This window comes from Bacillus pseudomycoides DSM 12442 (genome assembly GCF_000161455.1).
Lineage (GTDB): Bacteria > Bacillota > Bacilli > Bacillales > Bacillaceae_G > Bacillus_A > Bacillus_A pseudomycoides.
The window spans coordinates 1,096,444-1,110,707 of the sequence record NZ_CM000745.1 but is presented as its reverse complement, the minus strand read 5'-3'; the positions used below and the strand labels follow the sequence as shown (position 1 = coordinate 1,110,707).

Genomic DNA, 14,264 nt, shown 5'->3' with positions numbered 1-14,264 from the left:
TGAAGGGGATTTATTTCGGCATCAGGACTTTACTACTAATCTTTTTGGGCGCAGGAAAGATGAAATAGCGCAATCAGAAACAAAGTAAAGCCAATCAAAAGTTTCATTTTATCACTTCGCGTTCGCTCCTTTTCTTGCATATATATATATAGAAGAAAAGGGAGGAGTGAAGATGGGGGTTATTCAAACGGCAGATTGGCTGCACCTTTATTATGGGCGTCCAGAAAAGCTTTGTGAGAAGTTTACAAAATACATTCCATTGCCAAAGGAGAGGTTGTACCGTTTTTTAATTTCTAAAGGTATGTATCGTCCAGTGATGGAAGGACAAAAAGAAATTGAGCGACTAGAGGAAAAGCAGATTTGGAAAGAGCTTTCTGAGGAGTATGAGGAACTAAAGCACTGGTTACAAGGGCCAGATGTCCCTATCTTTATTTTGTTATCAGATTCATATAATCGCACGGTACAAGCGGAATATAACGGAAAAGCTGGCTTAACAATGCGTCATGTGATTTTCCTGTTTGTCTGTGGACGGAATACAGTGAAGGAATTAAAAGCATTGCTTACCCATGAATATCATCACATATGTCGGTTACATCAAATTGAAAAGAAAGAAAAGGATTATACATTACTTGATACAATGATAATGGAGGGGCTTGCAGAGCAAGCGGTGTATGAAAGGCACTCAGAAAAGAGTTATGCACCGTGGACATCGTACTATACAAAAGAGGAAGCGGTTCATTATTGGGAGAAGGTTGTAAAAAAGAAACAGGATATGAAGAGAGGAACAAGGGAGCATGACTGCTTACTAAATGGAATGCAAATGTACCCGAAGATGCTTGGATATGGCGTTGGATTTCATATTGTAAAAGATTGTGTGGAATTTGAGAAAGATAACACGCTTTCTTTATTGTCTATGGATGCCATATGTATATTAAATAAAGCAAATACTTTTACCTCTTAATAGGTGATAAATATAAAAAACTTGGCGCTGCCAAGTTTTTTTGCATGATGAAAATGGAAGTGAGAAGTAGTGAAGAAATAATAAGTAGAATATATTCCCTTGGATGGAATAAATTTCACAAGAAATGAACATAATGAGATGTACAAACAGTAGTGAAGTGAGGGGTAGAAAATGTTATATCTACATGATGTGTGGGTAAATTGGTTTGAAGGTGAAGAAAATGGGTATAACGTTTGTCATTTTTACGAATGGCGGAAGGATGATACGATCGAATTATTAGATCAAGTGCCATTATTAAAAGTAGATTCTACATTATATCATTACATCGAGAACGAATTATTGGAACTTCCGCAAAAACTATTGGAAGACGTACATCATAAGGCGTATATTCGTAAAAATCATGAGCGTTTGCAACAAGAGTATTGTTTTGTTGTTACAGATGGAAAAGGAATTATTGCAGTGGATTCAATTGGGTACAATGTACCGATTCGAAAAAGTAGGCTTATTCCTCGTCAAGAGCAGATGGTATATGAGATGGTGGAAAATGTCCAAGCAGAAAAGTATGAGTTTCAAGTGGAAGAATCACAAAAAGAGCATCATATTTTATCACCATCGCCATATATTATGAATGGCTTAACTCGTAAAGAACGACAATTAAAACAATTGCTTTTTATGGCGCTAGATCAACTACATACAACGAAAAATCCAGCTGAAATTCGCTATTGGTATACAGAATGGGATCCATCTGCATATGGGACTGTTCAACATATGAAATTTGAAGACGTCTGGGAGCGCCTTTATGAGGAAGCGAAATATGGTTGGTCAAAAAAGCATGAACAGCTATGTGAACGCCTTGTAAAAGGGCAACCATTCTTTGAAAAGTTATGGGAAATGGAAAATGAACAAAAGGTAAATTAAAAAACCGCCAAATTGGCGGTTTTTTAATTTGATCCAGCTCCGGTGGCAAGCTCTTCTTGTCTAAGAACCTTCCGCATAAGAAGGCAAAGAACGAATTCTATGCGAAAAAAACTTAGACCGTCAGAGCTGAATGATCCACCTCCGCTTTTTGTATAATCCAGCTCCAGCGGCAAGAATGATGGGTGGCTTCGCGTCTTCCTACGAGGCAAAAAGCGCCTCTACGTCAGGAGCTCCATCCCCCTCATATTCTAAGCGAGCCACTTCCGCTTTTTTCATTACCTACGTTTTCTGCTTAATCCCATTGCATTTTCAACTTTACGTAGTTGTTTCATTGCAACGCGATTTGCTTTTTCAGCACCTTTGTCAAGAATTTCATCTAATTCAGGGGAGTTAATTAGTTCGTTATATTTTTCTTGAATTGGACGAATTGCTTCTACGACTACTTGTGCTAAATCACCTTTAAAGTCGCCGTATCCTTTTCCTTCATAGTAAGCTTCTAGTTCTTCAATTGTTTTACCTGAGAATGAAGAGTAGATTGTTAATAAGTTGGAAATACCAGGTTTGTTTTCTTTGTCGTATTTTACGATACCGTCAGAATCAGTTACTGCACTTTTAATTTTCTTTTCAATTGTTTTTGGCTCATCAAGCATACTAATCATTGATTTTGGATTTGGATCAGATTTGCTCATTTTTTTCGTAGGTTCTGTTAATGACATAACACGAGCGCCTACTTTTGGAATGCGAATCTCTGGAATTGTGAAAATTTCACGGAAACGTTTATTGAAACGCTCTGCTAAATCGCGAGTTAATTCCATATGTTGTTTTTGATCGTCGCCAACTGGCACAATCTCAGTGTTGTAAAGTAAGATGTCAGCTGCCATTAATGGTGGATACGTAAGTAATCCAGCTGGAACAGATTCTCTACCAGATGATTTATCTTTATATTGCGTCATACGTTCTAATTCTCCAACATATGCGATAGATTGCATAATCCATCCGAGTTGAGCGTGCGCAGGTACCTCTGATTGTACAAATAAAGTAGATTTTTCAGGATCAATACCACAAGCTACATATAGCGCAGCAAGGCTGCGGATGTTTTTACGAAGTTGTACAGAATCTTGAGGAACTGTAATCGCATGCTGGTTTACAATGCAGAAATAACAATCATGTTCGTTTTGTAATTCTGTAAATTGTTTCATTGCTCCTAAATAGTTTCCAAGCGTAATTGTTCCGCTTGGCTGAATACCAGAAAAAATAACTGACATAATAATGCCTCCTTGAAATTTGTATGTATTGTTGAAGAGTGGGGGAAGTAGGTCAATGCGAGCCGCTTCCGCTTTTTATATAATCCAGCTCCAGCGGCAAGAATGATCGGTGGCTTCGCGCCTTCCTACGAGGCAAAAAACGCCTCTACATCAGGAGCTCCATCCCCCTCACATTCTAAGCAAGCCGCTTCCGCTTTTAAATACAAAAAAGCCCATTCATCCCAAATGATCTAGGGACGAATGGACCGCGGTACCACCCTAATTATTTCACAAATAGTGAAATCTCTTTTATCCATTATAACGCCTGGATATAACGCCAAAGCCTACTCCTAAGTTGTTTCGGTTTGGTGCTCAAAAGCCCATTCCATACTGTACAATTACTTGTTCTCACCAACCACAAGCTCTCTGAAATTGCTGCAATATGTACTCTTCTTTCTCATCGCATGCATATGAATTTATTATAATATAGCTCTGTTTTTAACAGCTGAGCGAGCCACTTGCGCTTTTTGAGTAATCCAGCTCCAGTGGCAAGAATACTCGGTGGCTTCGCGCCTTCCAGCGAGGCAAAAAGCGCCTCTACGTCAGGAGCTCCATCCCCCTCGCATTCTGAGCGAGCCACTTGCGCTTTTTATAACAAAATGTTTTGCAAGTAATTATATCATATGGAAAAACGTTTGCAAACTACATCAAAATAGTAAAGCTAATGATCGTAGAGATGAGGCCTAAAAGAACACCTGTAATGCAGATGGGGTATGTCCATGTGAAAGAATACGTTTTATATATTCTTTCTTTTTTATCTATTGCTGATTCTTCTTCTTCAATTAAAGATTCTACCTTTTTATTTGTTCCAAATACTTTTTGGAAAGCGTACATTGTTATGTTGAAAAATCCACTTTGAAATAGAAATAAAAAACCTCCTAAAATAACAAAAAATAATGCAATGTAAAACATGATATTGACAAAATTCAACAAAAATTGAGCTGAAAATAGGAATGCACCAATGCTAGAAACGATTATTGCTAACAATATTAATATACAAGTGTGAGAATAAAGTCTATTCAAAATGTTCCCCTCCGTCAAAATATTACTAGAATTATTATACTATAAAAGTTATAATGAGTACTAGGGATAATTATTTGAAAATTATACGCAATTTTGTATTTTCTTTCAATATGATGGGAGCAATGTTAAGTGCCTCATTTACAAAAAATAAAAAAATAAACATTTTATTAAAAATTTTAACAAAAAAACAAAAAACTATATTCACAATCGTCACATTATATGTATAATGAAAATTGTAGAAACTTGGAGATTATTCTTTCAATTCTGCTTTTTAGTAAGTGGGGGTACAGGAGGTGCAATTAGGGGAGGTAGTACAATATGAAGAAAAAGATACCACTAATACTTGCATCGACATTGACGGTCAGTATGCTTGGTGCTTGTAGTTATCAGCAAGAAGATACGAAAGCGAGTACGAAAGAAGGCAGTGCTTCAGGCAAACAAGTACTAAATTTACCTGAAGCTGCTGAAATTCCGACAATGGATACAACATTATCAACAGATGCGGCATCTTCTAACATAATGAATAACACAATGGAAGGATTATATCGCCTTGGAAAAGACGATAAACTCGTTCCAGGTGTGGCAAAGTCTTATGAGAAAACGGAAGATGGTAAGAAGTACGTATTTAAATTACGTGATGATGCGAAGTGGTCTAATGGGGAACCTGTAACAGCTAAAGACTTTGTATATTCTTGGAGACGAGCTGTCGATTCAAATACAGGTGCAAAATTTGCTTACATATTATTCGATGTAAAGAATGCAGAAAAAATTAATAAAAAAGAGTTGCCAGTTGAAGAACTTGGCGTAAAAGCAATTGATGATCACACACTAGAAGTGGAATTAGACAACCCTGTTCCTTACTTTGTTAGCTTAACGGTATATCCAACATTCTATCCATTAAATGAAAAGTTCGTAAAAGAACAAGGGGATAAATTTGGATTAGAATCTAATACGACGCTCTATAACGGTCCGTTCGTCTTAAATGAGTGGAAACATGAACAAAGTTTCCAGCTTAAGAAAAATGAGACGTACTGGGACAATAAAGTAGTGAAGCTGGAAGAAGTAAACTTCAATATTCTAAAGGATCGTTCAACTGCAATAAATTTATATGAAACAAATGCAATTGATCGTGTCGTATTGACATCAGAATTTGTAGATAAATACAAAAAAGATTCTGATTTCAAGACAATTAAGAAACCTTCTACACAGTTTATTCGTTTAAACGAAAAGAACAAGTTCTTAGCGAATAAGAACATTCGTAAAGCAATATCAATGGCCTTTGAACGTGAAAATATCGGGAAAGTTATTTTAAACGATGGTTCACAGGGGATGTACGGTTTTGTTCCGAAAGGTTTAGCGAAAGGACCAAATGGAAAAGACTTCCGTGAAGAAAATGGAAATCTGATCAAAGAAGATATAAAAGAGGCTCAAAAATATTGGGAAGCTGGTAAAAAAGAACTTGGTGTTGATAAAGTAGATTTAGAGTTGCTGAACTTTGATACAGATGATGCTAAGAAAATCGGTGAGTATTTAAAAGGGCAATTTGAAAAGAATTTACCAGGCTTAACAATTTCAATGAAAATGCAGCCATTTGCACAAAAATTAAAACTTGAAGCAAGTGGAGAATATGCAATGTCGTATGCAGGATGGGCCCCAGATTATATGGATCCGATGGCATTCCTAGATATGTATACAACAGGAAATCCGCAAAACAAAGTCAACTATGCAAATCCAGCATATGACGAATTAATTAAGAAGGCAAAAGTAGAGACAGATGTACAATCTCGTTGGGATGCACTGTTGAAAGCTGAAAAACAATTGTTGGATGATGCAGCAATTGCTCCAGTATATCAACCAGGAAAAGCATATTTACAACGCAGCTCTATTACAGGGTTGCTAGAACATAAATATGGTGGCGAATTTAGCTACAAATGGGTTGAAGTCAAAAAATAAAATTGGTTTCCATCATGAATAAGGGTATATGCCTATGATGGGCATATGCTTTTATTTAAAAAAATAAAAGTAAGAATATTTCAAACTATCTTATTGCTTTTGAGAAAAATGGGGAGGTGCTTGATTATGGGACGTTATGCATTAAAACGTTTCGTGTACATGGCTTTGACGTTATTTTTAATCACTACGCTGACATTCTTTTTAATGAAATTACTGCCGGGTTCTCCGCTTAAAAACCAAGAGAAATTATCTCCGGCGCAGAAAGAAATCATTTTAGAAAAATATGGTTTGAATGATCCGGTGCCAGTGCAATATGCGCGCTACTTAGGGAACTTAGTAAAAGGTGATTTAGGAGTATCATTCCAGTACGATAACCGTCCTGTAACGGATATGATTGTTGATCGTATTGGACCATCAGCACAGCTTGGTTTCCAGGCGATCGTATTAGGAACATTTATAGGTCTAATTTTAGGGATTATCGCAGCACTTCGTAATAATACATGGGTGGATTACGGGGCAACCATTATTTCTGTACTCGGAATGTCGGTACCATCCTTCGTATTCGCAGCGTTACTACAATATTTTGTAGGGGTAAAACTTGGTTGGTTCCCAGTTGCATTCTGGAAAGGTCCTGAATTTACAGTCATGCCAACGGTTGCTTTATCGATGGCAGTTACTGCGACAATTGCACGTTTCGCTCGTGCGGAGTTAATCGAAGTAATGCAAGCAGATTATATTTTAACAGCAAAAGCAAAAGGAATTAGTCAAGGTGTCATTATTATAAAACATGCACTTCGTAATGCATTGATTCCGGTTGTTACAATTTTAGGACCAATGGTTGCGGGATTAATTACAGGGACGCTTGTTATTGAGCAAATCTATGCTGTACCTGGACTTGGGGAGCAATTCGTTAAATCGATTCAATTGAATGATTATACGGTTATTATGGGAACGACAATTTTCTATAGTGCAATCTTTATTTTAGTAATTTTCATTGTTGATATTTTATACGGAATAATTGATCCTCGTATTCGTTTAGCGGGAGGGAAAAAATGATGAAAGACGTACAAAAATTATCTCCAGATTTATTTCAACCAGCCAATCGAAGCAATGTTGATAATGAAGTCATTGCCCGACCAAGCTTAACGTTTTGGCAAGATGTAAGAAGACGTTTGTTTAAACATAAAGGAGCAATGTTTGGTTTTGTATTGCTTGTCATCATTGCGCTTTTAGCAATTTTTGGACCGATGGTAAGTAAACATTCCTATAAAGACCAAGATTTAGGACGTGCAAAAATGCCGCCGAAAATTCCAGTGATAGAAAATATTCATTGGTTACCATTTGATGGTACAGATCAATATGGTGTTGATCAATATGAGAAACGTGATATTAAAGAGTATTTCTGGTTCGGTACAGATGATCTTGGACGTGACCTTTGGACAAGAACATGGGAAGGAACACGCGTATCATTATATATCGCTCTTTTAGCAGCGGCAATTGACCTAGTAATTGGGGTTGCATACGGAGGTATTTCAGCGTTCTATGGTGGACGAGTGGATAACATTATGCAACGTGTTATGGAAATTATTAACGGTATTCCATATTTAATCATTGTAATCTTAATGGTAATTATTATGGATCCAGGTATTTTATCAATTACATTCGCGATGGCAATTACAGGTTGGATTGGAATGTCGCGGATTGTACGTGGACAAGTATTAAAATTAAAAAACCAAGAGTATGTATTAGCATCTCGTACATTAGGTGCAACAAACACACAATTAATTGTGAAGCACTTAATTCCGAACGTAATGGGACCAATTATCGTTATGACAATGTTTACAATTCCTACAGCGGTGTTTGGTGAAGCATTCTTAAGCTTCATTGGTCTTGGTATTCAGCCGCCAACTGCATCACTTGGTTCTCTTGTAAATGATGGATATAAGTCAATTCAAACATATCCACATATGATGTTCATCCCTGCGGTTGTCATCAGTATGTTAATTTTAGCATTTAACTTAATGGCAGATGGATTACGCGATGCGTTAGATCCAAAAATGCGTAAGTAAACGAGGGAGGAGAAGTGAAAATGAAAACATTGTTAGAGGTAAAAGATTTACAAGTCTCCTTTGATACACATGCTGGTGAAGTACAAGCTGTTCGCGGAGTTACATTTGATTTGAAAAAGGGAGAAACATTAGCGATTGTAGGAGAATCTGGTTCTGGGAAATCAGTTACTTCGAAAGCGCTAATGGGACTCATCCCAAATCCTCCAGGACGTATTAAAAATGGAGAAATTGTATTTGATGGTCGTGATTTAACAAAATTAACAGAAAAAGAAATGCAGCAAGTGCGCGGGAAAGAAATTGCAATGATTTTCCAAGATCCGATGACATCACTAAATCCAACGATGACAATCGGTAATCAAATTATGGAAGGTCTTATTAAACACCAAGGGATGAGCAAAGCGGATGCGCGTAAAGTTGCGTTAGAACTGCTTGATCTTGTTGGAATTCCAAATCCAGAAGCGCGTTTAAAACAATACCCACACCAATTCTCTGGTGGTATGAGACAGCGTGTTGTTATTGCGATGGCATTAGCTTGTAATCCGAAACTATTGATTGCGGATGAGCCGACAACAGCACTTGATGTTACAATTCAAGCACAAATTTTAGAGCTTATGAAGGACATTCAACAGAAAACAGAAGCGGCGATTATTTTCATTACGCATGATTTAGGTGTAGTAGCAAACGTTGCGGACAGAGTTGCTGTTATGTATGCAGGTAAAGTCGTTGAAATTGGTACGGTTGATGAAATTTTCTACAACCCAAAACACCCGTATACATGGGGATTAATCGCATCTATGCCAAGTTTAGATGGCTCAGAAGCGGAGTTATATGCAATTCCTGGAACACCTCCAGATTTATTAAAACCGCCAAAAGGGGATGCATTTGCACCACGTAACCCACAGGCACTAAAAATTGACTTTGAAATGGAACCACCATTCTTTAAAGTTAGTGATACACATTATGCGGCAACATGGTTACTTCATGAGCAAGCACCAGAAGTACAACCGCCAGAAGTCGTTCAAAAACGAATTCTTCAAATGAAAGCAGGTGAACAACATGACTAATCAACGTGAAAAATTAATTGAAGTAAAAAATGTAAAGCAGCACTTCAACGTTAGTGGTGGTGTTGTAAAAGCGGTCAACGACATTTCATTTGATATTTACCGCGGTGAAACATTTGGACTTGTAGGGGAATCTGGTTGCGGAAAATCAACAACTGGAAGAACGATTATCAGGTTATATGATGCAACTGCTGGAGAAGTGCTGTTCGACGGTGAAAATGTACATGGTAAGAAATCACGAGCAGAATTAAAGAAATTTAATCGTAAAATGCAAATGATTTTCCAAGATCCATACGCATCATTAAATCCTCGTATGACAGTTGGGGATATTATTGCAGAAGGCATTGATATTCACGGTTTAGCAAAAAGCAAAAAAGAACGTATGGATCGTGTGCATGAATTATTGAACACAGTTGGGTTAAATAAAGAGCATGCCAATCGTTTCCCGCATGAGTTCTCTGGTGGACAACGTCAACGTATCGGAATTGCTCGTGCACTTGCGGTAGAACCGGAATTTATTATTGCGGATGAACCAATTTCAGCACTTGACGTATCCATTCAGGCGCAAGTTGTAAACTTACTGAAACAACTGCAAAGAGAAAAAGGCTTAACATATTTATTCATTGCCCATGATTTATCGATGGTAAAATACATCAGTGATCGTATTGGTGTTATGTACCGTGGACAAATTGTTGAATTAACAAGCAGTGATGAGCTATACGAGAATCCAATTCATCCGTATACAAAATCACTATTATCAGCAATTCCGCTTCCAGATCCGGATTATGAACGCAATCGTAAGCGTATCGTATATGATCCATCTCAGCATCAATATGGTAATGAAACGCCTACTATGCGAGAAATTCGCCCTGGACATTTTGTTCTTTGTTCAGAAGCAGAATACAAGAAATATAAAGAAATCTATCAATAATAGAAAAGAAGCGGCTGGAGAGGTCGCTTCTTTTTTATATACATACAAATAAGAAAACTGATATAAACCTTTTCTTATTGGATGGGAGAGAGGATTCGCCCAAGCATAGAAGCGGTCAGGTTCTTTTTTCGCCCCATGCCGAGTGAAAACAAAAGGAGAGAAGGAAAAGCTGGAGTAGAGATTTCAGCAATAGAGTGGGGGATAGAAAAATAGTAAATGAAATTTTATCGGCGCAAGTCCAAATATATCGACCGTTCCTCAAAATATATTGGCGTTCCGATAAAGAACAGCACAAAAACAGGTTGGAGAAGGCTTTCTCCAACCTGTTTTTTCTGAATATCAACATTAATATTAAGCTTGAACAGGAGCTGATTCTTCAGAAGTCTCCGGTTTAACAAGGGCATAATTTTCCCATGCTCTGCTTTTCCAGCGGAAGAACATAATGATGGCACGTGTCCATTCATCAATCGCAATGGCTAACCAAATGCCGGGCAGTCCCATGTACAAATAAAATACAAAAAAGTAGCCAAGTGGTAAACTCATTAATACCATTGAGAATGCGCCAATTAAAACTGGATATTTTGCATCACCAGCAGCCCGCAAGGAATTAATGATGACAATATTCATCGTTCGGCCTGTTTCTAGTAGAATGCTTAATAAAAGAACGGTTGCGCCTAAAGCGATGACATGAGGATTATCTGTAAATAACCCCATTAACTGCGTGCGAAATGTTATGACGAGAATGACCATACATAACGTAACACCAATGGCCCACTTTACACTTTTCCATACACGTACATATGCTTCGTCTTTCTCATTTCCACCGACTAAACGCCCAACAATGATCGCTGTTCCCATTCCGATGGCGATAGCGAATAAGTAAGTAAACATTGAAATATTTGTTGCATACTGTCTTGCAGCTAATGATTCTGCTCCTAAGTATGTCGCATAATATAAAAAGACAATTTGACATGCTTGGTACATAACTTGTTCAAAAGCCGATGGAATACCAATCTTTAAAATCTTGCCGATATATTCTTTTGATAAGGTAATGTAGTAGTTCAACTTCACGCGATATTCCATGACGCGGTATAGTAACCAGAAGAAGACAATGAGTGCGATTAAACGGCTGAAAGATGATGATATAGCAGCACCTTGAACGCCCATTTCTGGAAAACCGAATTTCCCGAAAATAAGTACATAGTTTCCAGCAATATGAAAAATGTTCATTCCTAATGAAATCAACATTGCTTGTTTTGTAAATCCATGAACACGAATAATGGCAGCCAGTGAATTAATAATGGCTTGAAGAAAGATTGCTCCTCCAACAATTGATAAATAATTTTGTGCGTAAGTTAATACGTCACCTTGTAAATTCATCGTCATCATCATATTTTTCGAAAATAAAAGAAAACCGGCGCTTATGATGAGCCCGACTCCTAAGTTTAATGTTACCGCTAAAGCTGATATTTTTGATGCTTCCATATATCGTTTAGAACCAAGGTATTGAGAAACAACAATTGCGGCCCCGTTTCCGATTACTTCTAGTACTAATATTGCGATATGAAGATATTGATTCGCTGCCCCAACACCTGATACCGCGTCATCTGATAGTGCACTTAGCATAAAAGTATCAGCAATCCCCATTAACATAAAAAGAAAAACCTCTAAAAAAATAGGCCATGTTAAGAAAAATAAATTTAATTTTTCTTCCTGCCCTTTTTTGGACGTAGTCACTGTCATATCATCCCCCACTTTACCGATATCCTTTTTGAAACAAAATGTATCTTAACACACTTCAGCAACACTTGCATTCATTTTGCAGTTTGGTTATTGAACTACCCCCACCTTCACTTCATTTAGAGGAGGGGGTCTTCTCGGTTGAAATGATAAATATATATTTCGAAAAAATAGGACATATATAAGTACAAATTGAAAAATCAATAAAAATCCTTTTTTTGGTTGGGAGAGAGCGTCCGCTCATGCGTAGAAGCGATCATCCCCTTTTTTCGCCCCATGCCACGTGAAAACAAATGGAGAAAAGGAGTGGAGATCTTCTTTTATTTTCAAAGCTGTGACTTATATGTTGAAAGATCAAAATGGTGCATATTAGAAGGGAATAATTATACAAAAGATATTATATGATATAAAATTAATTATACTCTGATAATTTAGATAATTATTAAAACAGGTATATTTAGTATTTCAGGCAGGAAAATAAGTAATATAAAACGTTTACAGAAAATGCTATGGTAACAGAAAATTTTAATAAGATAGAAAAACAAATATACAAATAATATATTTATATGTATAATATGAATTATTAGAACATATAAATATTTCTTTCTGTTTGAAAATGAAAGGGCTAACATTTTTTTAGGGGGATGGAAGGATGAAGAAAAAAGTACCAGTTTTAGTAGCGTCGACATTAGCGATGAGCATGGTTTTAGGAGCATGTAGTTATCAAAAAGATGAGTCGCAAGCGAAAGCAAAAGGGGAAAGCGGCAATAATAATGCGAAACAAGTTATAAATTTAACTGAAACACAAGAAATTCCAACGATGGACACAGCGTTATCAGCTGATGCAGTATCATCGCGAGTGATGAATAATACGATGGAAGGGCTATACCGCCTTGATAAAGGGGATAAACTCGTTCCAGGTGTAGCGAAATCAAGTGAAAAATCAGCAGACGGGAAAAAGTATACTTTTAAATTACGCGAAGATGCGAAGTGGTCAAATGGAGATCCTGTAACAGCGAAAGACTTTGTATATGCTTGGCAACGAGCAATTAATCCAGATAAAGCAGCAGTATCAGCATATATTATGTTTGATGTTAAAAACGCACAGAAAATTAATAAAAAAGAAATGACACCAGATCAATTAGGTGTAAAGGCCATTGATGATTATACATTAGAAGTAGAATTAGAGCATCCAGTTCCATACTTTGAAAACTTAATGATTTATCCACTGTTTTATCCTGTAAATGAAAAGTATGCGAAAGAGCAAGGGGACAAGTTTGGTCTAGAGGCAAATACAACACTATATAATGGACCATTTGTATTAAGTGACTGGAAGCATGAAAGAAGTTTCCAAATAAAGAAAAATCCATCATACTGGGACAATAAAGAAGTGAAGCTAGAAGAAGTGAATTTTAATATTGTAAAAGATATGGCAACATCGATTAACTTATATGATACAAAAGCGATAGACCGTGCTAACTTAAGATCTGAGTTTGTTGATAAATATAAAGGGGATAAAGATTTTAAAACGGCAAATGAAGCTACTGTATCCTATCTTCGTTTCAATCAGAAAAATGAAGCTTTAGCAAATAAAAACATACGTAAAGCAATTTCTCTTGCCTTTGAACGTAAACCACTTGTTGAGACGATTTTAAACAATGGCTCTACTGAAGCAACAGGATTAATTCCAAGCAAATTTATTACAGGGCCAAATAAAAAAGACTTCCGAGCTGAAAATGGGGAGTTAGTAAAAGCAAACGCGAAAGAAGCGAAGAAATATTGGGAAGCTGGTAAAAAAGAATTAGGAAAAGATAAGATTGAGATTGAGCTATTAAATGAAGATGTAGATTTATCTAAGAGAACAGGGGAGTACTTAAAAGGAGAGTTAGAAAAGAACTTACCTGGTTTTACATTGAAAATTAAGCAACAGCCATTTGCGCAAAAGCTTAAACTTGAAGAAAGTGGAGATTATGAAATGACATTTGCTTTATGGAGTCCAGACTTCCCAGATCCAGTAACTTACCTTGATATGTTTATAACAGATGGCACGCAAAATAAAATGAAATACTCTAATCCGAAATACGATGAAATTATTATGAAAGCGAAGACTGACGGTAGCGATGTACAAGCGCGCTGGAATAGTTTACTTGAAGCAGAAAAAATCCTTATGGATGATGCAGCAATTGCTCCTGTATATCAACGTAGCACGGCTTATTTACAAAAAGGAACAGTTAAAGATATTTATAAGCATAATTATGGCGGAGATTTAAGCTTCAAGTGGGCATCTGTCGGAAAATAATTTAA

Annotated in this window: 11 protein-coding genes, 1 pseudogene and 1 other annotated feature; of the genes and pseudogenes, 9 read left to right on the top strand and 3 right to left on the bottom strand. The window is 36.8% G+C overall.

The features are described from left to right. The first annotated feature begins 172 nt into the window (after window positions 1-172). Both BPMYX0001_RS05460 and BPMYX0001_RS05455 read left to right on the top strand, forming a co-directional pair. Window positions 173-961, top strand: coding sequence for a DUF2268 domain-containing putative Zn-dependent protease (locus BPMYX0001_RS05460; protein WP_003195915.1), 789 nt, complete (start codon window positions 173-175; stop codon window positions 959-961). A gap of 171 nt (window positions 962-1,132) precedes the next feature. Further along, window positions 1,133-1,879 (top strand): YjbA family protein, encoded by a 747-nt coding sequence (locus BPMYX0001_RS05455; RefSeq protein WP_003206164.1) that lies wholly within the window; start codon window positions 1,133-1,135, stop codon window positions 1,877-1,879. A 275-nt stretch (window positions 1,880-2,154) separates the two neighbouring features. Here BPMYX0001_RS05455 and trpS read toward each other — a convergent pair whose 3' ends face one another. Together trpS and BPMYX0001_RS05445 are read right to left on the bottom strand one after the other, a co-directional pair. Continuing rightward, a complete protein-coding gene (gene trpS, locus BPMYX0001_RS05450; RefSeq protein WP_003195917.1) occupies window positions 2,155-3,144 on the bottom strand; it encodes a tryptophan--tRNA ligase in 990 nt (329 codons plus the stop codon). Between the two features lie 229 nt (window positions 3,145-3,373). Further along, window positions 3,374-3,593: a binding site (T-box leader), on the bottom strand. Between the two features lie 232 nt (window positions 3,594-3,825). Then, window positions 3,826-4,161: a DUF3899 domain-containing protein gene (locus BPMYX0001_RS05445; RefSeq protein ID WP_371388987.1), complete on the bottom strand. Its 336-nt coding sequence runs from the start codon at window positions 4,159-4,161 to the stop codon at window positions 3,826-3,828. A 155-nt stretch (window positions 4,162-4,316) separates the two neighbouring features. Between BPMYX0001_RS05445 and BPMYX0001_RS34675 the strand changes: the two are divergent. The 6 genes and pseudogenes from BPMYX0001_RS34675 (at window position 4,317) to BPMYX0001_RS05420 (ending at window position 10,220) form a co-directional block, all read left to right on the top strand. Then, a pseudogene (locus BPMYX0001_RS34675) lies at window positions 4,317-4,528 on the top strand (hypothetical protein). Next, on the top strand, window positions 4,525-6,159 hold the full coding sequence (locus tag BPMYX0001_RS05440; protein WP_033798733.1) for a peptide ABC transporter substrate-binding protein: 1,635 nt from the start codon (window positions 4,525-4,527) through the stop codon (window positions 6,157-6,159). The pseudogene BPMYX0001_RS34675 and the gene BPMYX0001_RS05440 overlap by 4 nt, the downstream one beginning before the upstream one ends. A gap of 126 nt (window positions 6,160-6,285) precedes the next feature. Continuing rightward, a complete protein-coding gene (gene opp3b / locus BPMYX0001_RS05435) occupies window positions 6,286-7,215 on the top strand; it encodes an oligopeptide ABC transporter permease (RefSeq protein WP_003195920.1) in 930 nt (309 codons plus the stop codon). Beyond that, entirely contained in the window at window positions 7,212-8,228 is a 1,017-nt protein-coding gene (gene opp3C / locus BPMYX0001_RS05430) for an oligopeptide ABC transporter permease (protein ID WP_018781159.1), read from the top strand. Before opp3b ends, opp3C begins: the two co-directional genes overlap by 4 nt. A gap of 20 nt (window positions 8,229-8,248) precedes the next feature. Beyond that, the gene (locus tag BPMYX0001_RS05425) at window positions 8,249-9,292 is read left to right on the top strand and encodes an ABC transporter ATP-binding protein (protein WP_018764007.1); all 1,044 of its coding nucleotides are present in this window, start codon (window positions 8,249-8,251) and stop codon (window positions 9,290-9,292) included. Further along, window positions 9,285-10,220 (top strand): ABC transporter ATP-binding protein, encoded by a 936-nt coding sequence (locus tag BPMYX0001_RS05420; protein WP_017152841.1) that lies wholly within the window; start codon window positions 9,285-9,287, stop codon window positions 10,218-10,220. The genes BPMYX0001_RS05425 and BPMYX0001_RS05420 overlap by 8 nt, the downstream gene beginning before the upstream one ends. Before the next feature lie 351 nt (window positions 10,221-10,571). On the opposite strand, the gene BPMYX0001_RS05415 is transcribed toward BPMYX0001_RS05420, so the two are convergent. Next, on the bottom strand, window positions 10,572-11,963 hold the full coding sequence (locus BPMYX0001_RS05415; RefSeq protein ID WP_050774402.1) for an MATE family efflux transporter: 1,392 nt from the start codon (window positions 11,961-11,963) through the stop codon (window positions 10,572-10,574). Window positions 11,964-12,612: 649 nt separating this feature from the next. Here BPMYX0001_RS05415 and BPMYX0001_RS05410 point away from each other — a divergent pair. Beyond that, window positions 12,613-14,259: a peptide ABC transporter substrate-binding protein gene (locus BPMYX0001_RS05410; protein ID WP_006093963.1), complete on the top strand. Its 1,647-nt coding sequence runs from the start codon at window positions 12,613-12,615 to the stop codon at window positions 14,257-14,259. Window positions 14,260-14,264 lie beyond the last annotated feature (5 nt).

Excerpts from the sequence above, each read along its gene's own strand:
- BPMYX0001_RS05420 (WP_017152841.1), top strand. The coding sequence starts at position 9,285 with ATGACTAATCAACGTGAAAAATTAATTGAAGTAAAAAATGTAAAGCAG.
- BPMYX0001_RS05455 (WP_003206164.1), top strand. The coding sequence starts at position 1,133 with ATGTTATATCTACATGATGTGTGGGTAAATTGGTTTGAAGGTGAAGAA.
- opp3C (WP_018781159.1), top strand. The coding sequence starts at position 7,212 with ATGATGAAAGACGTACAAAAATTATCTCCAGATTTATTTCAACCAGCC.
- BPMYX0001_RS05415 (WP_050774402.1), bottom strand. The coding sequence starts at position 11,963 with ATGACAGTGACTACGTCCAAAAAAGGGCAGGAAGAAAAATTAAATTTA.
- opp3b (WP_003195920.1), top strand. The coding sequence starts at position 6,286 with ATGGGACGTTATGCATTAAAACGTTTCGTGTACATGGCTTTGACGTTA.
- BPMYX0001_RS05440 (WP_033798733.1), top strand. The coding sequence starts at position 4,525 with ATGAAGAAAAAGATACCACTAATACTTGCATCGACATTGACGGTCAGT.
- trpS (WP_003195917.1), bottom strand. The coding sequence starts at position 3,144 with ATGTCAGTTATTTTTTCTGGTATTCAGCCAAGCGGAACAATTACGCTT.
- BPMYX0001_RS05410 (WP_006093963.1), top strand. The coding sequence starts at position 12,613 with ATGAAGAAAAAAGTACCAGTTTTAGTAGCGTCGACATTAGCGATGAGC.
- BPMYX0001_RS05425 (WP_018764007.1), top strand. The coding sequence starts at position 8,249 with ATGAAAACATTGTTAGAGGTAAAAGATTTACAAGTCTCCTTTGATACA.
- BPMYX0001_RS05460 (WP_003195915.1), top strand. The coding sequence starts at position 173 with ATGGGGGTTATTCAAACGGCAGATTGGCTGCACCTTTATTATGGGCGT.